The 22655-nt window shown below is 39.5% G+C and carries 24 protein-coding genes, 2 pseudogenes and 2 riboswitches; of the genes and pseudogenes, 19 read left to right on the top strand and 7 right to left on the bottom strand.

The window, feature by feature from the left end; translation table 11 throughout:
- Positions 1 to 73 precede the first annotated feature (73 nt).
- Positions 74 to 1210 (top strand): YqgU-like beta propeller domain-containing protein, encoded by a 1137-nt coding sequence (locus tag ACZ5AE_RS21555; protein ID WP_464566604.1) that lies wholly within the window; start codon positions 74 to 76, stop codon positions 1208 to 1210.
- Positions 1211 to 1243: 33 nt separating this feature from the next.
- Here ACZ5AE_RS21555 and ACZ5AE_RS21550 read toward each other — a convergent pair whose 3' ends face one another.
- Positions 1244 to 1420, bottom strand: coding sequence for a DUF2759 domain-containing protein (locus tag ACZ5AE_RS21550; protein ID WP_464566603.1), 177 nt, complete (start codon positions 1418 to 1420; stop codon positions 1244 to 1246).
- 103 nt (positions 1421 to 1523) lie between these two features.
- Complete coding sequence (locus tag ACZ5AE_RS21545) at positions 1524 to 2006, bottom strand: hypothetical protein (protein ID WP_464566602.1); 483 nt, start codon at positions 2004 to 2006, stop codon at positions 1524 to 1526.
- A gap of 88 nt (positions 2007 to 2094) precedes the next feature.
- Here ACZ5AE_RS21545 and ACZ5AE_RS21540 point away from each other — a divergent pair, with 88 nt between their 5' ends.
- On the top strand, positions 2095 to 2730 hold the full coding sequence (locus tag ACZ5AE_RS21540) for an MBL fold metallo-hydrolase (protein ID WP_464566601.1): 636 nt from the start codon (positions 2095 to 2097) through the stop codon (positions 2728 to 2730).
- Between the two features lie 182 nt (positions 2731 to 2912).
- Positions 2913 to 4010, top strand: a complete 1098-nt coding sequence (locus ACZ5AE_RS21535) for a class I SAM-dependent methyltransferase (protein ID WP_464566600.1) — start codon at positions 2913 to 2915, stop codon at positions 4008 to 4010.
- A 33-nt stretch (positions 4011 to 4043) separates the two neighbouring features.
- Here ACZ5AE_RS21535 and ACZ5AE_RS21530 read toward each other — a convergent pair whose 3' ends face one another.
- Together ACZ5AE_RS21530 and ACZ5AE_RS21525 are read right to left on the bottom strand one after the other, a co-directional pair.
- Positions 4044 to 4286: a DUF2626 domain-containing protein gene (locus tag ACZ5AE_RS21530; RefSeq protein WP_213120184.1), complete on the bottom strand. Its 243-nt coding sequence runs from the start codon at positions 4284 to 4286 to the stop codon at positions 4044 to 4046.
- 85 nt (positions 4287 to 4371) lie between these two features.
- A complete protein-coding gene (locus ACZ5AE_RS21525; RefSeq protein WP_464566599.1) occupies positions 4372 to 5070 on the bottom strand; it encodes a helix-turn-helix transcriptional regulator in 699 nt (232 codons plus the stop codon).
- Positions 5071 to 5328: 258 nt separating this feature from the next.
- On the opposite strand from ACZ5AE_RS21525, the gene comGA reads away from it, so the two are divergent.
- From comGA to ACZ5AE_RS21485, 8 genes are read left to right on the top strand one after another with little or no spacing between them, the layout of a single operon-like run.
- Positions 5329 to 6381: a competence type IV pilus ATPase ComGA gene (gene comGA / locus ACZ5AE_RS21520; protein ID WP_464566598.1), complete on the top strand. Its 1053-nt coding sequence runs from the start codon at positions 5329 to 5331 to the stop codon at positions 6379 to 6381.
- Positions 6365 to 7399, top strand: a complete 1035-nt coding sequence (gene comGB, locus ACZ5AE_RS21515; protein WP_464566597.1) for a competence type IV pilus assembly protein ComGB — start codon at positions 6365 to 6367, stop codon at positions 7397 to 7399. The genes comGA and comGB overlap by 17 nt, the downstream gene beginning before the upstream one ends.
- A 7-nt stretch (positions 7400 to 7406) precedes the next feature.
- Positions 7407 to 7778, top strand: coding sequence for a competence type IV pilus major pilin ComGC (comGC, locus tag ACZ5AE_RS21510; RefSeq protein ID WP_464573697.1), 372 nt, complete (start codon positions 7407 to 7409; stop codon positions 7776 to 7778).
- Entirely contained in the window at positions 7775 to 8215 is a 441-nt protein-coding gene (comGD, locus tag ACZ5AE_RS21505) for a competence type IV pilus minor pilin ComGD (protein ID WP_464566596.1), read from the top strand. Before comGC ends, comGD begins: the two co-directional genes overlap by 4 nt.
- A gap of 40 nt (positions 8216 to 8255) precedes the next feature.
- On the top strand, positions 8256 to 8531 hold the full coding sequence (locus ACZ5AE_RS21500) for a hypothetical protein (protein WP_464566595.1): 276 nt from the start codon (positions 8256 to 8258) through the stop codon (positions 8529 to 8531).
- Positions 8506 to 8955, top strand: coding sequence for a competence type IV pilus minor pilin ComGF (comGF, locus tag ACZ5AE_RS21495; RefSeq protein WP_464566594.1), 450 nt, complete (start codon positions 8506 to 8508; stop codon positions 8953 to 8955). The genes ACZ5AE_RS21500 and comGF overlap by 26 nt, the downstream gene beginning before the upstream one ends.
- Positions 8952 to 9332 (top strand): competence type IV pilus minor pilin ComGG, encoded by a 381-nt coding sequence (gene comGG, locus ACZ5AE_RS21490; protein WP_464566593.1) that lies wholly within the window; start codon positions 8952 to 8954, stop codon positions 9330 to 9332. Before comGF ends, comGG begins: the two co-directional genes overlap by 4 nt.
- 56 nt (positions 9333 to 9388) lie before the next feature.
- Positions 9389 to 9586: a YqzE family protein gene (locus ACZ5AE_RS21485; protein ID WP_464566592.1), complete on the top strand. Its 198-nt coding sequence runs from the start codon at positions 9389 to 9391 to the stop codon at positions 9584 to 9586.
- A 48-nt stretch (positions 9587 to 9634) separates the two neighbouring features.
- On the opposite strand, the gene ACZ5AE_RS21480 is transcribed toward ACZ5AE_RS21485, so the two are convergent.
- Both ACZ5AE_RS21480 and ACZ5AE_RS21475 read right to left on the bottom strand, forming a co-directional pair.
- A complete protein-coding gene (locus tag ACZ5AE_RS21480; protein WP_464566591.1) occupies positions 9635 to 10426 on the bottom strand; it encodes a YqhG family protein in 792 nt (263 codons plus the stop codon).
- Positions 10404 to 12092 carry a DEAD/DEAH box helicase gene (locus tag ACZ5AE_RS21475; RefSeq protein ID WP_464566590.1) on the bottom strand — a complete coding sequence of 563 codons (1689 nt, stop codon included), beginning with the start codon at positions 12090 to 12092 and terminating at the stop codon, positions 10404 to 10406. Before ACZ5AE_RS21475 ends, ACZ5AE_RS21480 begins: the two co-directional genes overlap by 23 nt.
- A 161-nt stretch (positions 12093 to 12253) precedes the next feature.
- Positions 12254 to 12342, top strand: a riboswitch (glycine riboswitch).
- A 3-nt stretch (positions 12343 to 12345) separates the two neighbouring features.
- A riboswitch (glycine riboswitch) is annotated at positions 12346 to 12422 on the top strand.
- A 151-nt stretch (positions 12423 to 12573) separates the two neighbouring features.
- Between ACZ5AE_RS21475 and gcvT the strand changes: the two genes are divergently transcribed.
- From gcvT to gcvPB, 3 genes are read left to right on the top strand one after another with little or no spacing between them, the layout of a single operon-like run.
- Positions 12574 to 13680, top strand: coding sequence for a glycine cleavage system aminomethyltransferase GcvT (gene gcvT, locus ACZ5AE_RS21470; protein ID WP_464573696.1), 1107 nt, complete (start codon positions 12574 to 12576; stop codon positions 13678 to 13680).
- A gap of 18 nt (positions 13681 to 13698) precedes the next feature.
- Positions 13699 to 15045, top strand: a complete 1347-nt coding sequence (gcvPA, locus tag ACZ5AE_RS21465) for an aminomethyl-transferring glycine dehydrogenase subunit GcvPA (protein WP_464566589.1) — start codon at positions 13699 to 13701, stop codon at positions 15043 to 15045.
- The gene (gene gcvPB, locus ACZ5AE_RS21460; RefSeq protein ID WP_464566588.1) at positions 15038 to 16498 is read left to right on the top strand and encodes an aminomethyl-transferring glycine dehydrogenase subunit GcvPB; all 1461 of its coding nucleotides are present in this window, start codon (positions 15038 to 15040) and stop codon (positions 16496 to 16498) included. The genes gcvPA and gcvPB overlap by 8 nt, the downstream gene beginning before the upstream one ends.
- A 142-nt stretch (positions 16499 to 16640) precedes the next feature.
- On the opposite strand, the gene ACZ5AE_RS21455 is transcribed toward gcvPB, so the two are convergent.
- Positions 16641 to 17024: a rhodanese-like domain-containing protein gene (locus ACZ5AE_RS21455; RefSeq protein ID WP_213144868.1), complete on the bottom strand. Its 384-nt coding sequence runs from the start codon at positions 17022 to 17024 to the stop codon at positions 16641 to 16643.
- Between the two features lie 180 nt (positions 17025 to 17204).
- Between ACZ5AE_RS21455 and ACZ5AE_RS21450 the strand changes: the two genes are divergently transcribed.
- From ACZ5AE_RS21450 to copZ, 5 genes and pseudogenes are all read left to right on the top strand, one after another.
- A complete protein-coding gene (locus tag ACZ5AE_RS21450; RefSeq protein ID WP_464566587.1) occupies positions 17205 to 18041 on the top strand; it encodes a lipoate--protein ligase family protein in 837 nt (278 codons plus the stop codon).
- Between the two features lie 328 nt (positions 18042 to 18369).
- Positions 18370 to 19809: pseudogene (locus tag ACZ5AE_RS21445) on the top strand (vitamin B12-dependent ribonucleotide reductase); the annotation flags it as partial.
- Between the two features lie 209 nt (positions 19810 to 20018).
- Entirely contained in the window at positions 20019 to 20954 is a 936-nt protein-coding gene (locus ACZ5AE_RS21440) for a restriction endonuclease (RefSeq protein ID WP_464566586.1), read from the top strand.
- Positions 20955 to 21013: 59 nt separating this feature from the next.
- Positions 21014 to 22132 (top strand): annotated as a pseudogene (locus ACZ5AE_RS21435) (vitamin B12-dependent ribonucleotide reductase); the annotation flags it as partial.
- Positions 22133 to 22442: 310 nt separating this feature from the next.
- Entirely contained in the window at positions 22443 to 22649 is a 207-nt protein-coding gene (copZ, locus tag ACZ5AE_RS21430; protein WP_464566585.1) for a copper chaperone CopZ, read from the top strand.
- Positions 22650 to 22655 lie beyond the last annotated feature (6 nt).

The following is a 22655-nucleotide window of genomic DNA, read 5'->3' as shown; positions in this document are numbered from 1 at the left end:
AATATAATTGAAACATAATAGGCTATTTTTTCGTACTAAAGTATAGAGAGGAAATTGGCGGGGGAGGGGAAAAATGATTCAATTAAAGGAAAGTGCTCCAAGAGGTATAGCAGTAACTGTGTTTTTAATCGTTTTAGCCCTCCTGCTCGGTGCGTGTGCTGACCAGAAGCAGATAAAGTCTAAAGGATCTGCTGGCACAGAAAAGCCGAAGGCGCCAAATACTGAGAAAAGTGATGAGCAGGTCATTCCCATTTCCATTCCGGCTGGTGAATTTTACAAAGATTTTGGCTGGCTGACAGATGAGGAAATAGTTTATATCACCAATGTCGGGCAATCTTCTAATGTATATCGCTATCATCTCTTAACGGGGAAAAGCGAGTTAATTTACAAATGTGAATTTCCGATTGTCACTGCGCAAATTAGTCCTTCCAAAAGCTTTATTTTAATTCATTCTTCGCCATCTTCCTACGAGGGTTTAGTAACAATTATCGATACCAAGGGAAATGAAAAACTTAAGCAGTCGTTTCCATCCTACGAGTTATCATTTGAATGGAATCCATATGATGACTCAAAAGTGCTTGTATCAACTTTCAGTGAAGATTGGGATTTTAACGTTTTCTTATTGGATTTCAAGTCTGGTGAGAAAAAGGAATTATCACTGCCACAACCATTTAATAAATGGATGAGTGCAAATGAACTTGCTTTTCTAAATTGGGATCAAGAACATCCTTCTTTATTTGCCCCGCTGATAAAGAAGGGGTTAAATAATGGGATGGAAAAAACGTTATTTCCGACTGTTTTACAATTTTCAACATTTAAAGATCTTCTTCTTAAAATTGAGATAAATGATCAAAAACAATTAGGGCGTTATTCTTTGATGGATAAAGATTTGCAGGAAATCTATTCCTTTTCAAATCCACTGCTGACGAAATATTCTGATTGGCTCGTCCCTTATTTTGATTATAGCGAGAAAGAGAAGGAATTTATTTCTTTAAACGCAGTAAAAAATGGGGAAGCTGATGTGTACACGGAAGGTTTTAATCTTGTTGCCTATGATTTGAAGAATGACAGCAGCAAAATAATTTTAACCGGCCTTAAAAATGCTCCAATAATGATTTCGCCATCAGGAAAAACGATTTTATATGGAGAGCGGTTTGAAAAAATCATTGATTTGGATACCAAGAAAATTTTTGACTTGGTCAAGGAATAATCATAAAAAAAGACTGCCAAGGGCAGTCTTTTTTTAGTGGGTACCAGTTGGGTAACCTGAGTTGATAAGAGTCATAACTGTAAACCATCCAAATACTACGAAGGAAGCGACTCCCCAGAATGCACCCAATAGATTTTTTCTCTTAAGTGCACGAAATCCTCCAATTGCTGCCAGAATGGTTACTAACGCAAAAATGATGACCAATCCCATGAATAATCCCCCTTTTCAAAAAATAAGGTCGTTACAGGTGCATGATTAGAAAATTATGTAACAATATTATATACATTCGTTTCTTATTTTATATTTTTTTCTTTCATTTGTCGATAGTAAATGAAAGAACAGTTTTATATGCCTTAGCAATATTTTGAATCAGATCTTTATTATGTGTCTCTGAAAAAAATAAAGCTTTCTCATTATGGATGGTTTCAAACACCAAATGCTCTTCGATCTGATACTTGGCCATCTGAATATCATTTGGGTTTCCTGCGGTAAATGAGAAATAAAGTAAATCCGCTTTAAACAAACAATAGGAATCGTCTAATAACTGAATGCCAAAATCCTCGAAATATGGTCCTAATATTCCGTTATTAGTGAGAATGACTTCATGAAGTTCCTCAAACAATTCTGCAGCTGTTAAAATTTCTTTTGCATAGTCGGCATCATCGCCACGGAGAAAAATGAACATGTGATCTTTTTGGAAAGCTATGTTTGTCTCCTTTAATAATAACTCTTTAATCTCAGGTAGAAATTCTATTTCTCCTTTAGCTTCGACCGCAATGGCTGGTTTCATTCTCATTCCCCCATGTGTTTCATTCATTTCTTTCTCCAAGACATGAATATAGTGTAAAATAATTCTAGTGCAATTCCAAATTGGAGGTATAGAAATGAAGTGGCAACAATTTCCCTTAGGGAGCATTCAAACAAATTGTTACATTGTTGAAAATCAAGATAAAACATGCTTAATCGTCGACCCTGGCGGTGATGGAAAAAAGCTGTTGAACCTTTTAAACACAAGAGGATTAAAACCTCTGGCCGTGCTGTTGACACATGCACATTTTGACCATATTGGGGCAGTTGAGGATATCCGAAACGCTTATCAAATCCCTGTTTACATCCATAAACAAGAAGAAAAGTGGCTAGGGGATCCAGCTTTAAACGGATCACAGTTTTTCCCGTTAATCGAACCAATTAAAGCCAAACCGGCTGATCATCTAATCAAGGATGAAGGAGAGATGACCATCGGTGAATTTACATTCCACGTCTATCATACACCTGGGCACTCACCTGGAAGTGTGTCTTATTACTTTGCAAAGGAAGGGGTTGTAATTTCTGGAGACGCCTTATTCCAGGGCAGTATCGGGCGTACTGATCTTCAGGGAGGAAATCATACTCAGCTTCTAAAAAGCATCCATGATAAGCTGTTAACATTACCCGAAGAAACATATGTATTGTCAGGTCATGGACCGGTAACGACCATCGCGGATGAAATGGACAGCAACCCTTTTTTAAATGGTTTTTAATAAAAAAAGCGGATGGCTCCTGGAGCTGGGCATCATAAATAGAAAGACCCTTTTCCATTTAGGAAAGGGTCTTTCGGGGGATGTTCTATTCTTATAATGGGAGGGGATATTGTTAAGCTACTAAATTTACAATATACCAAAGTTAACACCGTGTCAATAGTGTTAACTCAAAAGGAGAAAATATGATTTCGTACATAAAAAGCTTAATTCAACATTCACCCAATCAATTGATTACTTATGCAGATTATATAAGTGCTGCCCTTTACCATCCGAAATATGGTTATTACATGAAAGACCAGCAGAAAATCGGACGGCAGGGTGATTTTATTACAACCAGCAATATTTCAAATCTATACGGCAGGCTGGCAGCTAAATGGTTTGCATATGTTTGCGAAACAACAGGACTTCCTTATGCCTTTTTAGAAATCGGGGCAGGAAACGGCCGGTTTGCCCATGCCTTTTTGCAGGAGTGGAATGAATCTATAAAAAGCCCTTTACAATATGTCATAGTAGAAACAAGCCCCTACCATCGGAGACTGCAACAAAATTTATTAAACCAATATCCGTCAGTCATTCAAGCAGAGGATATAACTGATATAAAGGACTTTGAAGGAATGATTTTTTCAAATGAGCTTTTTGATGCCCTCCCGGTTCATGTCATTGAAAAAATAAACGGTGAATTGCATGAGGTTATGGTAGGTATCCAGAACGAAGAGTTAATTGAGAAAAAGGTTTCCCTTACCAATCCAGCTGTCTTGCAATTTTTGCAGGAAAGCGGGCTGGAATTAAAAGAAAAGCAGCGAATTGAAGTGCCATTAGCGATGAAGGAGATGTTAAGTTTAATCGCGGCTGCCGTTAAGAGAGGGATAATTGTAACGGCAGATTATGGCTATACCAACGAGGAATGGATGCATCCAGCAAGGTCAGCCGGAAGCCTGAGAGGATTTTTTCAGCATCAAATGTATGATAATATTTTAGAAAATCCCGGAGCGATGGATATCACCACGCATATTCATTTCGAATACCTGATTGAAAAAGGGAGACAGTTAGCGTTAGAATTTATCACCATGCTCCGTCAGGATGAGTTTCTGTTGAAGGCAGGAATCCTTCAGGAGCTTGAGAACCATTATGACCCTAATCCATTTTCTGAGGTCAGCAAAAGAAATCGGGCGATCCGCAGTTTAATTATGCCGGGCGGGATGAGTTCTTATTTTCATATTGTTATTCAGAAAAAAGGAATGGAAATGCAGGATATAAATTTATTTCAGAATCAAAAATAAAAACGCCGTATCGAAACGGCGTTTTTATTTTTCTTAGTGTCCTCCACCAAGCGGCATCATGAACGTAGTCCAATATGTAAAGCCAGCAAAGAAAATAGTTAGATATGCTCCGAACACATACATATACATGCGTTCAGACAATTTAAGATAACTAAGCAGAACGAAGAATCCTGTTTGGGCTAGGAAAAGCAATGCTGTTTTGTTTAAATCGCCAAGATATAACATCACAGTAAAAATGCCCGTCCAGAAACCACATACTCTGAACATGCGGTCCATATGTATCCCCTCCTTTTACCCTTTCGATACCATCATTACAATATTATAAGTAAAAGAAGGAATAATGTAAATAATGGTTTCGGAATTAGTTTGTTACATGAGCCTGATAAGAGCAGGTTTCACATCCAGCAATCATATTTTCCTTTTCAATCAGGTCGACGGAATCAAAAAGCGCTTCAAACATTCCCTTTAAAAATTCATGATGCATATTGCAGACAGTTTCAGTATGTTCTTCCGCAATTTCTTTGAATGGGCAATTGAAAATCGAGAAATATATTTTCGTTTCATCCCCATTTGCTTCAAATTCCGGATAGAAGCCTGCCAGCGTGGCTGCATTTTTTAATATGCTTAGCTTTTCATCAAAATTTAATTCATCGCCAAGTGCTTTTTTTGCCTTTTCCTGTTCAATCACTTCAATCCCAAAACGCTTGCCTGTTAAATAAAGTGCATTCCTCCCAGGCTCACCAAGGGAAATCATCGTTTGAATGGCTACTTTTGATAAAAGCATATAATCTCGGAATGGGAAGTGGAGCTGGATCACATCATCTGACAAACGATATAATCTGCTTGGCCGTCCGCCTTTCCCTGTTTTCTTTGTTTCCGAAACCAGCATGTTAACGTCCTCGAGCTTAGAAAGATGCAATCTTGCTACATTCGGGTGGATGTTGAAATTATCCGCGATCTCCTGAACGGTTACTTCTTTGTGGCGTTTTGTAATGTATTGATAAATGTAATATCTAGTTGGATCTGACAACACGTTAGTTATTTTTAACGTTTGTTCCATCTCGTTTCACCTCGGACCCCCATAATTTATTCCATTATAATACAGCGGTAATAAAGTGGGAATGAGGTTAACAACGTATACACTATAAGTTTAGAAAATGTTCACAATTATTGACGATAAATTGTAACAAAATTAGAAAAATACTCCTTTTCTTTACAAAAAAACTTTTTTAAAATAAAGAAGGAAGGATAAGAAGACTGTCGAAATATCAGAAAAGAAAATTAAAAGGCGGTGATTCCCATTGTTAGTTCAATTGAAATGTTAGCTGACAGAATTATTCGTGACGCTGCAAGAAACCAGGCAACTGACATTCACATAATTCCCAGGCAGAATGACACACTCGTTCAAATCCGGTTAACCAACAAACTCATTCCTCGATTATCCCTTCCAAAAGATGAATGTGACAAATTGATTTCTCATTTTAAATTTAAAGCAAATATGGATATTGGTGAAAGAAGACGTCCCCAAAGCGGTGCTATATTTTGTGAGGTTAACGGACAGTTAATGGGACTTAGGCTATCTACCCTGCCATCCAATACACGCGAAAGTCTTGTCATTAGGCTCTTACCTCAGCAGGAACAAATCCCTTTTCATCAGCTTTCCTTATTCCCTGCAATGACCAGAAAACTTCTAGCTTTATTAAAACATGCTCACGGTTTAATAATTTTTACAGGGCCGACTGGCTCAGGGAAAACGACCACTTTATATTCCCTTTTAAATGAAACCGCCCACCTATTCCATCGCAATGTAATTACACTCGAAGACCCGATTGAAAAAAATTACGATTCCGTTTTGCAGGTACAAGTGAATGAAAAAGCTGGTGTCACTTATGCGGCCGGCCTCAAAGCGATTTTAAGGCACGACCCGGACATCATAATGGTCGGGGAAATCAGGGATGCGGAAACGGCAAGGATTGCAGTACGTGCAGCGTTAACCGGGCATTTAGTACTTTCAACAATGCACACTAGGGATGCGAAGGGGGCGGTGTTCCGACTGCACGAATTTGGGGTGAATTGGCTGGAGGTTGAACAAACCTTAATTGCGGTGACTGCCCAAAGACTTGTTGAATTAACCTGTCCATTTTGCGAGGATGAATGCACTCCATTTTGTTATTCGTATGGTAGGTGGAAGAGGGCGAGTGTATTTGAGCTTTTGGCGGGGAAAAATTTGAATAATGCTATGAAAGCTGCAAAAGGAGAGAAGGTTGACACCCATTATCGGACAATCCGGGATGTCATTAAAAAAGGGATTGCATTAGGTTTTATTCAAGAATCTGAATATGACAGGCTGGTTTATGATGAAGAATCATAAATGGTCTGTAACTGAGCAAGCCAACTTCTTAAAGCGGATTGGCGAGCTGTTGGCACGGGGATATCCAATTGCCGAAGCAATTGATTCCATAGCATTGTACTTGCCTCAGAAGAGAAAGGAGGAGTTATATCAATCATTAACAATTTTAAAAAACGGTCAACCGTTTCATGAGGTCCTTGAAAGGCTTGGTTTTCATAAGGATTTAACCGGTTTTGTTTACTTTGCTGAGCAGCATGGGAGTTTTGCAGAAGCGCTGCTTGAGGGCAGCCGTCTCACATTGTTAAAGGAGAAGGATCTGCATAAGCTTTTAAAATTGCTTCAATATCCAGTATTGCTGTTATTAATTACTGGGATTCTCTTCGTTTTCCTAGAGAATACATTGCTGCCAAGGTTTACAGAACTTTTTTCATCTCTTGGTTTGGAGGAGAATTTTTTTACAAAGGTCATCTATACTTTAGATAAAATTTTCCCCATGGTCATTGGTGCTTTGTTTGCATTCTTATTGGCAACAGCAATTTATTATTATTTTATCTTCCGAAACTATCCCATTTTAAAGCAGCGAATGCTGCTCGTGCGTCTGCCTTTAATAGGCAGAATCCTCAAATTGCTGTTTACACATTATTTCTCCATACAATTAAGCTTCCTTTTATCTGGCGGAATTTCAGTTTCAGAGAGCTTGGGTCTCTTTGAAGAAAACAAAAGACAGCCTTTTTACAGCGAACTTGGTAAAGAAATTAAGGCCAAGCTTGTAATGGGCGAAAAATTGGAAACCATATTGGCTTCGATGTCTTTTTTTGACAAGGGTTTTCCGATGATTATTAAACACGGGCAGGAAAATGGCAAATTGGAACAGGAATTACTATTTTTCAGCAAGCACTGTGTGATGAATCTGGAAGGGCTAATTGAAAAAATCCTAAGGACGATTCAGCCCGTTCTTTATCTGTTTATCGGTTTATTAGTTGTTTCCATGTACTTAGCGATCCTTTTACCCATGTTTCATATGCTTGATGGAATTTAATAAAAAAATGGAGGTTAGGAAAGTGAAAAATATAAAAAGAAATAAACAGGCGGGTTTCACACTGATAGAAATGATGATTGTAATGCTCGTGATTTCTGTTATTTTAATCATTACTATTCCAAACGTTGCTAAGCATAACGCAAATATAAAGTCTAAGGGGTGTGAAGGCTTTCAGAAAATGGTTGAAGCTCAGGTACAAGCGTATGAAATGGAAAAAAATGAACCTGCAACAATGGAAAAACTAATAAGTGAAGGATATATAAATAAAGATGCTAAGGGCTGCCCAGGAAAAGAAGTAGTGATTGGGTCGGATGGTTCTGTTTCAATGAAAGATGCCAGCGATACGAAAACTGCCTCTGAAACCACCGCCAATCAATGAAAAACAACCAACAAGCCTTTACCTTAGCCGAGTCTCTAGTAGTCCTGTCCATTTTCATGATTTTGTCCTCGATAACTGTTTTTTCGTTAAAACCACAACATACGATGGTCGAGAATGAAGGCTTATTAACCCAATTAAAAGCTGATTTATTTTATGCCCAGTCTTATGCAATGTCCCACCAGCAGGAGGTGTCGTTCGTCATTTTGCCTAACGAATCAAAATATTCGCTAGTTTTGCGCTCTGACCAGCCGCATCTGCTCGATAGAACTTACCCCTCAAGTTTTCATATCATCGAAGGTTCGATGCCCTTATATTTCAAATTCCAGCCCGATGGAAATGTAAACAAATTTGGTTCCTTCTTCATAGAAACCGAGAAGAAGACTTATCGAATGACCATTTTAATTGGAAAAGGGCGGTTTTATGTTACTGAGCAATAAAGGATTTTTTTTATTAGAATTGCTTCTGTCTTTATCAGCTATGTTTTTGATTTGTTTGGTGTTCATTCCGTTAATAACGGATTTAAAAAAGCAATCAGTAAATTTGGAGATTGAGAAAAAGATGAGGCAGATCATGTATGAGGAACTGGAGGCAAAATTAATTGATAATCTAACATTTGCCAATTATACATTGGTGCAAAATGGGATTAATTATCAAATCATTTGGAAGGATTCCATAGGGCAAAAGGAGGTCTGCGTTAGAGTTGAAAAAACGTTCCTGCATTTGGAAAATGAAATCTGCGGCAGTCTCGAATGAAAAAGGTTTTACGCTCATTGAGGTAATGTTTTCGTTGGTAATTCTTTCAATTATTGTTTTTTATATGTCACCTCTCTTTCAACTTATACTTGACAATAAGGAAAATCAATCGAGCCTTCAGGCAATGGAATGGGAGGTTTTCTGCAGCCAGATAAAAAAAGAAATCCGCTGGTCGACAAAGGCTGAAGTAGTTTCCAATCGGCTGATCCTGACAAAAGACGGGGAAACCATTTATTATGAAATTTACGGCAACAATTTAAGAAGACGGGTTAACTCGACAGGGCATGAAATCATCCTGCAGAATGTATCTCAGCATTCGTTTGCTTTGGTGAATAATGCGGTTAAGGTTACGGTAAAGGATTTGAAAGGAATAGAGTACTCTGTTACCGCCTTTTCTTTAATTGATTGGAATAAGGGCACATGAAAAATAGTCAACAAGGCTTCACCTATCCCCTTACATTATGTCTGTTGATCATTTTTCTGCTGTTTTTTTCCATGGAGGCGGAGAAGCTCCTGTCGGAGAGAAAGCTAGTGCATGAATCTGCCGTTATTTTCCTGGAAGAGTATTATTTCTTGTCATCTGTAAAGAAATTTGAAAATCAGGCTCAGGTGTACGGAACAATCCCGTCTAAAGGAACGTTTGGATATCAGAAGGGGAATATGGATTTTCTCGCCGATTCCCCGTCAGGATATGTACAAAGAGTTTCCTTTACACTCCGCCTTCATTCAGGAGAAATGGTAAACGGGAAAGGATATTTTGACACGAGGTCAAAAAAGCTAATTAAATGGATTACTTATTGATTCGAAAGGATAAACCTTGGACATACTTGTAATGTTAGTTAAAGGCAGGTGTGTACATGAAAACGAATGATTATGTAAAATATATGACCCAAACGATTGTCAAATATGCGGACCAGCCGAAGGATGAAAGAAAACGTCAGCGACTCGAGCGAAAACAGACTAAAGCATCCTTTTGGTATCGATGGTTTGGCATCCTTCCCTATATTGTGTATTCAGAGGTTAAGAGACGGAAAATGAAAGACAAAGGACTTTAAATAGTAAACCCCCAGGCAAAATTCCACTTCAGACCTGGGGGTTTCTTTTTATATTGCTTTTTCTGTTAGGTAAAACAGCCCGCCATTGATAAAGGAAATATGAATTCGCGGCTCATATTGATCCTTGAGGGCCTGTTTTTCTGTCTCATAGCTTTCGTTTTCATCTTCCATGTCCTCATAAAAATGATTCAACAGTTCTAAATCCTTCTCCCAGCGTACTTTTGCCTCATCAGCCCAAGTATGGTCGTCTTGTTCGATTACAGACTTCAGATATTTTTCAATTCGAATCATTCCACTCTTTGGTTTAACCAACGGTGATAATGTAAACGAGTAATCAGGGATTTTCGGGGTCAACGAAATTTTAAGCAAGTAATTATGAAAATCTTCCACCATTTTCCCATTAATAAGCTGAAGCCCGATTGACTTAAAAATGTCGCGTTTACGGTCACATTGATAGGAGATTTTAACATTCATGCACAGCCACGGCAGCAAGGGAGTCTGGACGGCGGTGTTGCCATGACTTTCATAAAGCCTTATATATCTGGCTAAATTTTTTGTAGACTCAAAAATTTGATGCAGGCGCGGAGAGCCAAAATGGATGGTTTCCCCTCTGAGATTTTCAGGTGCTGCTTTTTGGTTGGTGATAAGGGTCAACCTCATTGGATTCGGTATTCCGCCAGTTTTCTCCAAGTAATGCCAGTAAAACGGCCGATTCATTAGTTCCTTATCCATTTCAATTGTTAGTTGGACATCTAAGTATCCAGGGTGATTGGTGACAATTGGACATTCATTTGCCATAAAATAATTTAAAAGAAACTTATGAATTTCCTGCTGCTGCATGTGATTCTCCTTTTTTCATATTTTGTGCAAATTCAATCATCGATGATAAATTCTCCATTTTAATCCGCATTTCCCCTTCAGAGCAGGAGTCGCTAAAGATATCCATTATATGATCTTCAATATTTCCGAATTCTAATTTTGTTAGAATATCATCTAGTTCCCCGATAACCTTTTCAAATAAATCAATCTTTTCGTATAAAAGTTTTAAAATATGCTCTTCAACTGTATTTTTGATGGCAAAATTATAGATCATGACATCTTTTTCCTGACCGAGGCGGTGAATCCTTCCGATGCGCTGCTCCAATCTCATCGGGTTCCATGGCAAATCAAAATTGATAATGTGGTTGCAAAATTGAAGGTTAATTCCTTCCCCGCCCGCTTCCGTCGCAATCAACACCTGGGCATTCTTTTGAAACAACTCGCGCATCCAATCCTTTTTCCCGCGTTTAAAACCGCCGCGGAAAGGAACGGAGGAAATCCCATGCTGCTTTAAGTACCACTGTAAATATAATTGTGTAGCCCGGTATTCCGTAAATATGATCACTTTATCATTTATTTTCTGAATTAATTCAAGGGCTTTTACTGCCTTGGAATTTTGCTCGACGTTCTCCACTTTTTTTATTAAAAAGTTGATTTGTTCTTGATAGGCCTGCGTGGGGTTTTCCTTTTTTAGAAGCATGTTTTTTAAGGTATAGAAAACGGCCTCGCGGCTTGAGCATGCTTCCCGTTGTAATGTCATCACAGAAAAGCTGCTTGTTTGAACCCAGTCCCCCGCATTTTTAAGCTCTAAAATGGAGTCATACAGGTCGCGTTCCGATTTTGTAAATTCAATTGGAATCGTCTCCACATGCCGTTTCGTCCATTCGATTCCTGTGTCGGCCCGGCGGTTGCGGATCATGACTTTATTGACTAGCTCTTTTAGATGCTGGTCATCATTTAAGGAACGGGAGTCACGTTTATATTTTTCGTAAAAGACAGTTTCATTTCCTAAGTGACCAGGCTTTAATAGGGATACGAGGTTAAAAATCTCCTCAATCCTGTTTTGAATAGGTGTTGCCGTAAGCAATAAACAAAACTTCTTTTTTAAGTTTTGAACAAATTCGTAGTTTTTTGTTTTATTATTTTTTAATTTATGGGCTTCATCGATAATGATGAGGTCATAGTCCTGCTTGTAAATAATCTCCCGATGCGGATTTCGTTTGGCCGTATCGATGGAGGAAACAACCACATCACACTGATCCCAAACATAGCTTTTTCTTTGTGTGACAGCCGGTATATAAAATTTGCTATTTAATTCCTGAGCCCACTGGGTGACTAAGGAAGCGGGAACAAGAATTAACACTTTTTTCACTAATCCGCGAATCATGTATTCTTTTAAAATTAATCCTGCTTCGATCGTCTTACCAAGGCCCACTTCATCTGCAAGAATGGCTTTTCCGTTCATATTTTCAACCACCTGCTTAGCCGTTTCAAGCTGATGAGGGAGAGGCGTCAAATTTGGCAGATGCTTTGGGGCTTGCAGACCTTCGAATTCCGGGACCACCAAATGTTTTTCAATATCGATGGCCAATTTAAAAAGCTCCCAATTTCCCCAGGGGCCATCATGATCAATTTTATGTAAAAAATCATCCTGCCAGGAGGAATCAAATTCGATTTCGACATTCATCCGTTTCAGCTCCTTTTTTATGATAAATTATTATTGCCCGATATGTTGTTTTAATGGTAGGATGATATTAGCTTTGAAAGTTTTAAATATTTAAATAAGCTAATCTATTTTTTAAGTATAATTAGTATGACCAAATTGGAAAATAATATTTATAAGTGCGGATGAAAACAAGGGGAGAGACTACCTTTGTAGCGCCGAAGGAGCAAGCAGATGATGTGAATCTCTCAGGCAAAAGTACTCTTGTTGGACGCAGCTCTGGAGAGTGCTGGATGATACCAGCCACCAAAGGGGAAAGCCGATTTAGGTAAACTTTCAGGTGCAAGGACAGAGACCTTCTTTACTGGTAAAGGGAGGTTTCTGTCCTTTTTTGCACCTTTTTGTTGTTTTTAGGAAAATGACAAATGGTTTTCCTATTTTTGTTATTTGGCAATAATTCATTTTTACAAATAATGAACATGTAGTAAATAAAGGGGGATTTATGATGACGGAATTAAAACGCACTCCGCTGTTCGAAGTTTACAAGGAATACGGTGGAAAAACCATTGATTTTGGCGGCTGGGAGTTGCCTGTTCAGTTTTCAAGCATCAAGGATGAGCATGAAGCTGTACGCACGAAAGCCGGTTTATTCGATGTATCCCATATGGGCGAAGTTGAAGTAAAGGGCCCAGACAGCCTCAATTATTTACAAAAATTGATGACAAATGACATTTCTAAAGTGAAAGACGGCGGGGCACAATATACCGCGATGTGCTATGAAAACGGTGGAACTATAGACGACCTGCTTGTTTATAAGCTTGAAGATAATCATTATTTACTTGTTGTCAACGCATCGAATATTGAAAAGGACTACAACTGGCTGGAGAAGCACCTTGAAGGCGATGTAACAATCGAAAACCTGTCTGAATCAACGGCACAGCTTGCGCTTCAAGGCCCCCTTGCAGAAAAAGTATTACAGAAGCTTGCTTCAGAGACGGATATAAGTCAAATCGGCTTTTTCAAATTCCAGCAGGAAGTTGTTTTAAATGGGAAAAAAGCACTTGTATCTAGAACTGGTTATACAGGGGAAGACGGCTTTGAAGTATACTGCGATGCCTCTGATGCTGTCGAACTCTGGACAGCCATTCTAGAAGCAGGAAAAGATGAGGGAGTGATTCCCTGCGGTCTTGGTGCACGCGACACACTTCGTTTTGAAGCAAACTTAGCGCTTTATGGCCAGGAACTATCACCAGAAATTTCCCCGCTTGAGGCAGGAATTGGATTTGCGGTGAAATTGAATAAAGAGACTGATTTTATTGGAAAAGAAGCTCTCGTAAAACAAAAGGAAGCAGGTTTGTCCCGGAAGCTTATTGGGATAGAAATGGTTGACCGGGGAATTCCGCGTCACGGCTATCCAGTTTACAAAGGGGAAGCGCTAATTGGTGAAGTTACCACCGGTACACAGTCCCCAACCTTAAAGAAAAACATCGGTCTTGCCCTCATTTCTTCCGAACATGCAGGACTAGATACCGAAGTGGAAGTTGAAATTCGCGGCAAACGTTTAAAAGCGAAAGTGGTTCCTACACCTTTTTATAAAAGAGAAAAGAAATAGCAGAAGGGAGCAAGGTTTATGAAACATCGCTATTTACCCATGACTGAACAAGATAAGCAGGCAATGCTGGAGACAATTGGCGTTTCCACTGTCGATGAATTATTCAGTGATATTCCTGAAAAAGTACGATTTAAAGGTGAATACAATATTAAACCGGCAAAATCAGAAACAGCTTTGATGAAGGAACTCTTTCAGTTAGCAAGCCGGAATGCTGATTTAAAATCGAATGTGTCTTTCTTAGGGGCCGGAGTTTATGACCACTATATGCCGATTATCGTTGACCATGTCATCTCAAGATCGGAGTTCTATACAGCCTATACACCTTATCAACCGGAGATATCCCAAGGAGAGCTCCAGGCGATTTTTGAATTCCAAACAATGATTTGTGAATTAACAGGAATGGATGTGGCCAACTCCTCAATGTATGACGGCGGTACCGCACTTGCTGAAGCAGCAATGCTAAGCGCAGGTCATACGAAAAGAAAAACCATTCTAGTCTCCAGCGCTGTTCACCCTGAATCCCGTGAGGTTCTTAAAACTTACGCAAAGGGTCAATACCTTGATGTGATTGAGGTCCCTGTGAAGGATGGCATTACTGATGTTGAAGCGCTAAAAGGATTGGTAAATGCTGACGTAGCCGCGGTTGTCGTTCAATATCCAAACTTTTTAGGTCGAATTGAACCTTTAAAAGAACTTGAAGAGATTATTCATGAAAATAAAGCCATGTTTGTTGTTTCCAGCAATCCATTATCACTTGGAATTTTGACACCTCCAGGAAAATTTGGTGCAGATATTGTTGTCGGAGATGCCCAGCCGTTTGGAATCCCGACTGCCTTCGGAGGTCCGCACTGCGGCTATTTTGCGGTTACGACCAAGCTAATGCGTAAAGTTCCCGGACGTCTTGTCGGCCAGACAACAGATGACCAAGGCCGCCGCGGTTTTGTTTTAACTCTTCAGGCACGTGAGCAGCATATCCGCCGTGATAAGGCGACTTCTAATATTTGCTCCAACCAAGCATTGAATGCTCTAGCAGCATCTGTTGCGATGACTGCCCTTGGAAAAAAAGGTGTTCGCGAAATGGCAGCAGCCAATTTACAAAAGGCTAATTATGCGAAAATCGCTTTTAAAGAAGCAGGGTTTGAAGTGGTTAATGATGGTCATTCCTTTAACGAGTTTGTTGTCAATTTAAATAAACCGGTAAAAGAGGTTAATCAGCAGCTGCTTAATAAAGGAATCATCGGCGGTTATGATTTGGGCCGTGACTATCCTGATCTAGCGGGCCATATGCTCATTTGCGTGACTGAGCAAAGAACGAAGGAAGAAATCGATACATTAGTGAAAGAATTGGGGGATTTGCATGCTTAATCAAGACCAGAAGCTGATTTTTGAAGTTAGTACACCAGGCCGGGTCGGATACAGCCTTCCGGAAATGGATGTTCCTGAAGCAGATGTTGCTGCGCTCCTTCCAGAAGGATATTTAAGGGAAGAGGAGCCTCAGCTCCCTGAGGTTTCTGAACTTGATATCATGCGGCATTATACGTCTCTCTCAAGACGGAATCACGGTGTTGACTCCGGATTTTATCCATTAGGTTCTTGTACGATGAAATACAATCCTAAGATTAATGAGAATGTAGCACGCTACAACGGGTTTGCTCATATTCACCCGCTTCAGGATGAAAGTTCCGTTCAAGGTGCGCTAGAGCTTTTATATGACCTGCAGCAGCATTTGAAGGAAATTACCGGTATGGATGAGGTAACACTGCAGCCTGCAGCAGGCGCACATGGGGAATGGACCGGCCTGATGATGATTCGCGCATACCATGAAGCAAATGGCGACCTAAAACGTACAAAAGTTATCGTACCTGACTCCGCTCACGGTACTAACCCAGCTTCTGCAACAGTTGCCGGTTTAGAAACTATTACAGTAAAATCGAATGAAAACGGCCTAGTAGACTTAGAGGATCTACGGAGAGTGGTGGGGGAGGATACAGCAGCACTAATGCTAACTAACCCAAATACACTGGGCCTTTTTGAAGAACACATTGTCGAAATTGCCGAAATTGTCCATGAAGCTGGTGGTAAGGTTTATTACGACGGAGCAAACCTAAACGCGGTTCTGTCAAAAGCTCGTCCTGGAGATATGGGGTTTGACGTGGTCCACTTGAATCTTCATAAAACGTTTACTGGCCCGCACGGAGGCGGCGGACCAGGTTCCGGTCCTGTCGGTGTGAAGGCAGATTTAATTCCGTTTCTGCCAAAACCAGTTATTTCTAAAAGCGGCGATGAGTATGTCCTAGATTATGACCGTCCGCAATCAATTGGCCGTGTTAAGCCATACTACGGCAACTTTGGCATTAACGTCCGCGCTTATACCTATATTCGGTCTATGGGGCCAGATGGCTTAAAAGCAGTGACTGAATATGCTGTTTTAAATGCTAACTATATGATGAGAAGATTGGCGGAGTATTATGACCTGCCGTTTGACAGACATTGTAAGCATGAGTTTGTATTAAGTGGAAGACGCCAGAAGAAATTGGGCGTCCGTACATTGGATATTGCGAAGCGGCTTCTTGATTTCGGCTTCCATCCGCCAACCATTTACTTCCCATTAAATGTGGAAGAATGTATCATGATTGAGCCGACGGAAACAGAATCTAAGGAAACGTTAGATTCCTTTGTCGACATCATGATCCAAATTGCCAAGGAAGCGGAGGAAAATCCGGAAATCGTCCAGGAGGCTCCGCACACAACCGTCGTAGGCCGCTTAGATGAAACTACTGCTGCGCGTAAGCCGGTTTTACGATATCAGAATGCATAAAAAGATAAACAGGCTCTGGATGCTCCGGAGCCTGTTTTTTTAGGTTTTCAATTCACCAATAGAACGTTTAATAGGTCCTATTTTTAAAATAAAGATCAATATAAAAGCCCCCAGAAATGTTCTGGAGACCATTAAATTACGATTATTTTTTTGCTTTCACTTTACCAGACCACTTTTTGAACCCGCCTTGAAGCTGGGTTAGATCCTTGTAGCCTTTTTTGTGTAAAAATTGAGCTGCACGAGCACTGCGCATGCCGCTTTGGCAATATAAATAAACAGGCATGTCTGGTCTGATTTCTTTCATACGCATTCTAATTTGTGACATTGGAATATTACGTGCTCCTAAAATATGTCCGCCTTCAAATTCATTTGGTTCACGAACATCAATCAGCTGTGCCTTTCTGTATCCTGCACGGAATTCCTCTTCTGTTACTGTTTTTACAATCCTTTTTTGATAGAAAAAAGTAAAAACAGAGTAGATGATAACCGCAACGACAATAATTAATAAAACATAAAGTGAATTCAACTTCTATTTGCCCCCTTCAAGCTTGTTGCACTAGTATTTATTATATAAGTCATTTTCTTAAAGATAAAGAAGAATGGACAAAAATCTTCTTAAAAAATTATACCAGAAACATCTTATTTTGAATTTCCCCATCATTTTGATAGACTAAAAAAGGAAATTATAAATAAACGAGGTTTTTCTATGGAAAAGGAAATATGGTGGTTTATCGATTCTGGCAATAGTTCTCCTGCTTTTAATATGGCATTGGATGAAGCGTTGTTAGATTGGCACAGCGAGGGGAAAATTCCACCGGTGATCCGATTTTACGGCTGGAACCCGCCGACGCTGTCCGTTGGTTACTTTCAAAAGGTTGAAAAAGAAATTGATATGGAAGCGGTAAAAGCACACGGCCTTGGCTTTGTCAGAAGACCGACTGGCGGAAGAGGGGTTCTCCATGAGCATGAACTGACATACAGCGTAATTGTTTCAGAGGAGCATCCAGCAATGCCCAAAACAGTTACCGAGGCTTATCGAGTTATTTCTGAAGGGATTTTAAAAGGATTTCATCAACTGGGACTTGAAGCATATTTTGCTGTTCCGAAAACAGCTGAGGAACGGGATGCCTTAAAAAATCCTAGGTCCGCGGTTTGCTTTGATGCTCCCAGCTGGTATGAGTTAGTGGTGGAAGGGCGCAAGGTAGCAGGAAGTGCTCAAACACGGCAGAAAGGTGTTATTCTGCAGCACGGTTCGATTCTTTTGGACCTGGATGAAGACAAGCTTTTTAGCTTATTCAAGTACCCGAATGACCGGGTGAAGGAGCGGATGAAAAAAGCGTTCAAGGACAAGGCTGTTGCTATTAATGCGATTAGTCCGCGAAGGATAACTCTTGACGAGGCCAAGGAGGCTTTTTATAAAGGATTTGCAGAAGGTTTAAATATTGAGCTTGAACCCTATCAGTTGACGGATGAAGAGCTTGCCTATGTTAATAAGCTCGCCAAAGTACGATATGAAGATGATGAGTGGAATTTTAAAAGATGACTTGCTAAAGCGGCTTTGCCGCTTTTTTCCTGTTTTATTGGAGGCAACCGGCGAAAATTGTTAAAATTTCTCGTTTTATGGCGAAAATTACACTAAATCTTTTATTTTCTCGTGAATCTATTTATTTTAGAGTTTGACAAAATAAATGTTTTTTGTATCAAATAACAATATATAGGGGTGTCGAAAATATTTTCGGTACTATATATTGATTTTTAGTTGCCATGCAATGTTCATATATGGTAACTTAAATTTATTAAACCAACTAGATAAGCAAAAGCTTACTAGATTCCTACACAAGATAGAGAATATAGATAAAGGAGTTGTATTCATGTCTGTAGTTTTTAGACAAGAATTGAATATTGATTTTGGGAGGTTGAATGAGGATATCCGCCTTTTTCCACAGGTGCACCCGGTCACCCCAGATATGAAAATAACTCATAAGGGTGTTTCGCGATTAGTTATGTTGGACCGCTACACCTTCAAAGACACTGAAAAAATTACCCTTACAAACGGCGACTTTGTTGTTCTTACGATTAAAGAAGATCCAAAATTCCCGGCACGCGGCTTAGGATACATTCAGGAAATCGATTGGGAGAAGAAGAAAGCTAAGGTTTTAGTAGAAGAGGAATTTAGAGGCGTCCTCGATGGTGAAGCAGCAGAAACTGGAGTTATTTATAGTTCGCTTGATGTCATTGAAAAGCCGTTAGAGCTTTTCTATGAGCAGATTGCTAAACGTGTTGCGACTGGCATTGCTGCCGTAGAAGAGACGGAAGAGAAGCGCATCGAATGGACAGAAAAGTTCTATCAAGAGCTAGTGAACTTGAACTTCATTCCGGCTGGTCGTGTTCTTTATGGTGCGGGCTCCGGTACTGAGGTAACTTATTTCAACTGCTATGTAATGCCGTTCGTAGCGGATTCTCGTGAAGGAATCTCCGACCACCGCAAGCAGGTTATGGAAATCATGAGCCGCGGCGGCGGTGTTGGAACCAATGGTTCGACATTACGGCCAAGGAACACCTTAGCAAGAGGTGTAAATGGTAAGTCATCCGGTTCGGTTTCTTGGCTCGATGATATTGCGAAGTTGACTCATCTTGTTGAGCAAGGGGGTTCGCGCAGGGGTGCCCAGATGATCATGCTCGCGGATTGGCATCCAGACATCATTGAATTTATTATTTCAAAGATGCAAAATCCTAGAATTCTAAGATTCTTAATTGAAAATACATCTGATGAAACAATCAAAAAGCTTGCAAAAGAAAAGCTGAAGTTTACACCATTCACTCTGCAAGAGGAAGCAATGTACCAAGGAATTGTGAATTATAAAAACATTCCTGGCTATGGCGGCTTTAGTGAAGCAATTATTGCAGATGCTGAAGAAAAATTGGCAACAGGTGGTACTTATACAGTTCACAATCCTGAATTTTTGACTGGTGCAAACATCTCAGTTTGCTTAACGAAAGAATTTATGGAAGCTGTCGAAAACGATGGTGAATACGAACTACGTTTCCCTTACGTTGAAAACTACGACCAAGAGGAAATGAAAATCTATAATGAAAAATGGCATGAAGTTGGAGACGTTCGTGAGTGGGAAAGATTAGGCCACAAAGTTCGTGTTTACAAAAAGATCAAGGCAAAAGAACTTTGGAACTTGATTAATATATGCGCAACATACTCTGCTGAACCAGGCATATTCTTCATCGATAATGCCAATGACATGACAAATGCTAAAGCATATGGTCAACAGGTAGTAGCAACGAATCCGTGTGGTAAGGTAGCTTAGTTTGCCTCACGTTAAAAATTGCGGAATAAAGCGGGAAGGCTGAGATGCTAATCCGAACCGAAGGCTAGATCTAAAAGTCTAGTCAGGGGCAACGCATAGATGGTGAACCTGCACTAGCAGAATATAATCCATCCACGAGGCCGCAACATTACACACAAAAAACCCACTCAATGAAGAAACTATGAATTAAGGTGATTACAGTGAATAGGGGTTATGCGGGCTTTTACAAAGGGCATTATTTAAGAAGCTCGTATGAATACGCTTATGCTAAATACCTTGACTTTTATTCGATTCAGTGGGGATATGAGGATCAAGTCTTTGATCTTGGTTATAAAATGTATAAGCCCGATTTTTTCTTTTACGATAAAGATAATAGGCTTGTAAAAATAGTGGAAATTAAGTCAAGAAATAAAGAAGTAAAAAAAAATGCTAGAAGAGACCTTGATACCATTGAAGAAAAATACAACATAGTATGTGAACTTGTTTCTTATGAGGAATTGCTTAAGATTTATAAAGAATTACCATTTTCTTTAACTTCAACCATTAGCGAATGGATAAATTCAAGTGAAACTACCATAAATAAGGCTGCTTTTGGAGAACTTAACGGGCATTATAATCTTAAGCACAATAAAAATTCCAAAAAAAGAATCGGTGAACACACAAAAAAGTTATGGGCTACTGAGGGTACAACAAAGCAAAGAATGATTGAGGGATTAAGAAAATCTGGTTTGGCGCAGAAAGGTAAATTTAAGAAGGAAAGACAAAATAGATTTTGTCAGGTATGCGGGCAAAAATTTATTGTAATAGTAACTTCCCCTCGAAAATTTTGTAGTCAATCATGTGCTGGTAAAGTTGCAATAAAAAAAGCAACAGATATTTATGTTGACAATAGATTAAAGATTCATGAATCTATTAAAGATTATATTATTCAATGGTCAAAGGAAAACAGAGAAATTGTACTTGAAACTCCATTAAATAGAATAAAAACCACTATTAAGCCATTATTAGATGATATCCAAAAACATTTTGGGGTGAAAGATTTCAGAGTCATTTCAAAAGCAGTTTTTGGAGAAGATCGTGGAAGAAAAGAATTGATTAAATACATGAAACAAGTGTGTAATGAAAAGGTATGCTGAACTTACAGGAATAAAACTGTAAGAACTATTGGATAAAAAACCAATGGGATAACAAATTGGAACAACCACTCGCACCATTTTCCGTCTGTAACCTTGCTGCAGTCAACCTTGCAGAAATGGCAGATAAGGAAACTAAAACAGTAGACTTTGAAAAGTTAAAAAATACAGTAGCAGTCGGGGTTCGGATGCAGGACAACGTCATCAACGCTACTCCATACTTCTTGGAAGAAAACAAAAAGCAAGCACTCGGTGAGCGCCGCGTAGGTCTTGGGGTAATGGGTCTGCACGACCTGCTTATCTACTGCGAAACTGAGTACGGTTCACCTGAAGGTAATAAGCTGGTTGATCAAGTATTTGAAACCATTGCAACTACAGCTTATAAACAATCTGTTGAACTGGCGAAAGAGAAGGGTAGCTTCCCATTCTTAACAGGTGAAACAGAAGAGGAAACAAACCGTTTACGCCAAGCTTTCATCAATACTGGATTTATGAAAAAAATGCCTGAAGATATCCGTGAATCTATTGTGGAAAACGGAATAAGGAATTCTCATTTGTTAACTGTAGCTCCCACGGGATCCACTGGTACAATGGTTGGGGTATCCACAGGATTAGAGCCTTATTTCTCATTCTCATATTTCCGCAGTGGACGCCTTGGTAAATTTATCGAAGTAAAAGCTGATATCGTCCAAGAGTATTTGGACCGTAACCCAGAAGCAGATCCGAATAACCTGCCAAACTGGTTTGTGACTGCAATGAATCTTGCTCCTGAGGCACACGCAGATGTCCAATGTGTCATCCAGCGCTGGATTGACAGTTCTATCAGTAAAACAGTAAATGCACCAAAAGGATACAGTGTTGAACAGGTTGAAAAAGTATACGAGCGTTTATACCGCGGCGGTGCAAAAGGCGGTACTGTCTATGTGGACGGTTCACGCGATTCACAGGTTCTAACATTGAAAGCTGAAGAAAACACAAATGAACAATTATCTATTTTTGAAAAAGAAGAAAAGCAGCATGTTGTCCTAGTCGACACCATCACTGATCTTCGTTCCACAGACGTAACGATTGGTTCTGAAGTTGGCAACACATGCCCAGTATGCCGCAAAGGAAAAGTAAAAGAAATCGGCGGCTGTAATACATGTACTAATTGTGGCGCACAATTGAAGTGTGGTTTATAGAATGCTTTTGAGAGGATGGAGATTTACTCCATTCTCTTTTTTAGTATTTCAGAGGGTGAAAATAGTACTGTTAGTTTACCCAAGGTAGGGCAGGGTTTTTTTCATAGTACTTACTCAAAGGGCACCAGCAGTAAAAGTGACGATTCCATGAAGAATAAAAAAACGATATACCGTTTTTACAACAACATAAAGATTGTGTTTGTGGACATTTTGTGAAACCTAAACAAAAATGTTTACATAGGGTAGGGGGGTACAGTAACATAATAATAGAAACCAAAATAACAAATACTTTCTTGAAAGGATGATCAACATGGAAAAAGTAACATTAAACGTAAAAGGAATGTCTTGCGGTCACTGTGTAAAAGCAGTAGAAGGTAGTGTCGGCGCCCTTACTGGCGTTAATGCTGTCAAGGTAAATTTAGATGCAGCATCAGTTGAGGTTCAATTCAACCCTGAAAGCGTCAGCCTCGATAAAATCAAAGAAACAATTGATGACCAAGGTTATGATGTAGTTTAATAAAAC

Source organism: Neobacillus sp. S1227 (assembly GCF_055385255.1).
Note: the sequence above shows the minus strand (reverse complement) of the source record. Positions and strands in the feature narration are given on the sequence as shown.

Coding starts and splice junctions, on each gene's coding strand:
- ACZ5AE_RS21555 (WP_464566604.1), top strand. CDS start 74: ATGATTCAATTAAAGGAAAGTGCTCCAAGAGGTATAGCAGTAACTGTG.
- ACZ5AE_RS21550 (WP_464566603.1), bottom strand. CDS start 1,420: ATGGGATTGGTCATCATTTTTGCGTTAGTAACCATTCTGGCAGCAATT.
- ACZ5AE_RS21545 (WP_464566602.1), bottom strand. CDS start 2,006: ATGAGAATGAAACCAGCCATTGCGGTCGAAGCTAAAGGAGAAATAGAA.
- ACZ5AE_RS21540 (WP_464566601.1), top strand. CDS start 2,095: ATGAAGTGGCAACAATTTCCCTTAGGGAGCATTCAAACAAATTGTTAC.
- ACZ5AE_RS21535 (WP_464566600.1), top strand. CDS start 2,913: ATGATTTCGTACATAAAAAGCTTAATTCAACATTCACCCAATCAATTG.
- ACZ5AE_RS21530 (WP_213120184.1), bottom strand. CDS start 4,286: ATGGACCGCATGTTCAGAGTATGTGGTTTCTGGACGGGCATTTTTACT.
- ACZ5AE_RS21525 (WP_464566599.1), bottom strand. CDS start 5,070: ATGGAACAAACGTTAAAAATAACTAACGTGTTGTCAGATCCAACTAGA.
- comGA (WP_464566598.1), top strand. CDS start 5,329: ATGTTAGCTGACAGAATTATTCGTGACGCTGCAAGAAACCAGGCAACT.
- comGB (WP_464566597.1), top strand. CDS start 6,365: ATGATGAAGAATCATAAATGGTCTGTAACTGAGCAAGCCAACTTCTTA.
- comGC (WP_464573697.1), top strand. CDS start 7,407: ATGGAGGTTAGGAAAGTGAAAAATATAAAAAGAAATAAACAGGCGGGT.
- comGD (WP_464566596.1), top strand. CDS start 7,775: ATGAAAAACAACCAACAAGCCTTTACCTTAGCCGAGTCTCTAGTAGTC.
- ACZ5AE_RS21500 (WP_464566595.1), top strand. CDS start 8,256: ATGTTTTTGATTTGTTTGGTGTTCATTCCGTTAATAACGGATTTAAAA.
- comGF (WP_464566594.1), top strand. CDS start 8,506: ATGAAATCTGCGGCAGTCTCGAATGAAAAAGGTTTTACGCTCATTGAG.
- comGG (WP_464566593.1), top strand. CDS start 8,952: ATGAAAAATAGTCAACAAGGCTTCACCTATCCCCTTACATTATGTCTG.
- ACZ5AE_RS21485 (WP_464566592.1), top strand. CDS start 9,389: ATGAAAACGAATGATTATGTAAAATATATGACCCAAACGATTGTCAAA.
- ACZ5AE_RS21480 (WP_464566591.1), bottom strand. CDS start 10,426: ATGCAGCAGCAGGAAATTCATAAGTTTCTTTTAAATTATTTTATGGCA.
- ACZ5AE_RS21475 (WP_464566590.1), bottom strand. CDS start 12,092: ATGAATGTCGAAATCGAATTTGATTCCTCCTGGCAGGATGATTTTTTA.
- gcvT (WP_464573696.1), top strand. CDS start 12,574: ATGACGGAATTAAAACGCACTCCGCTGTTCGAAGTTTACAAGGAATAC.
- gcvPA (WP_464566589.1), top strand. CDS start 13,699: ATGAAACATCGCTATTTACCCATGACTGAACAAGATAAGCAGGCAATG.
- gcvPB (WP_464566588.1), top strand. CDS start 15,038: ATGCTTAATCAAGACCAGAAGCTGATTTTTGAAGTTAGTACACCAGGC.
- ACZ5AE_RS21450 (WP_464566587.1), top strand. CDS start 17,205: ATGGAAAAGGAAATATGGTGGTTTATCGATTCTGGCAATAGTTCTCCT.
- copZ (WP_464566585.1), top strand. CDS start 22,443: ATGGAAAAAGTAACATTAAACGTAAAAGGAATGTCTTGCGGTCACTGT.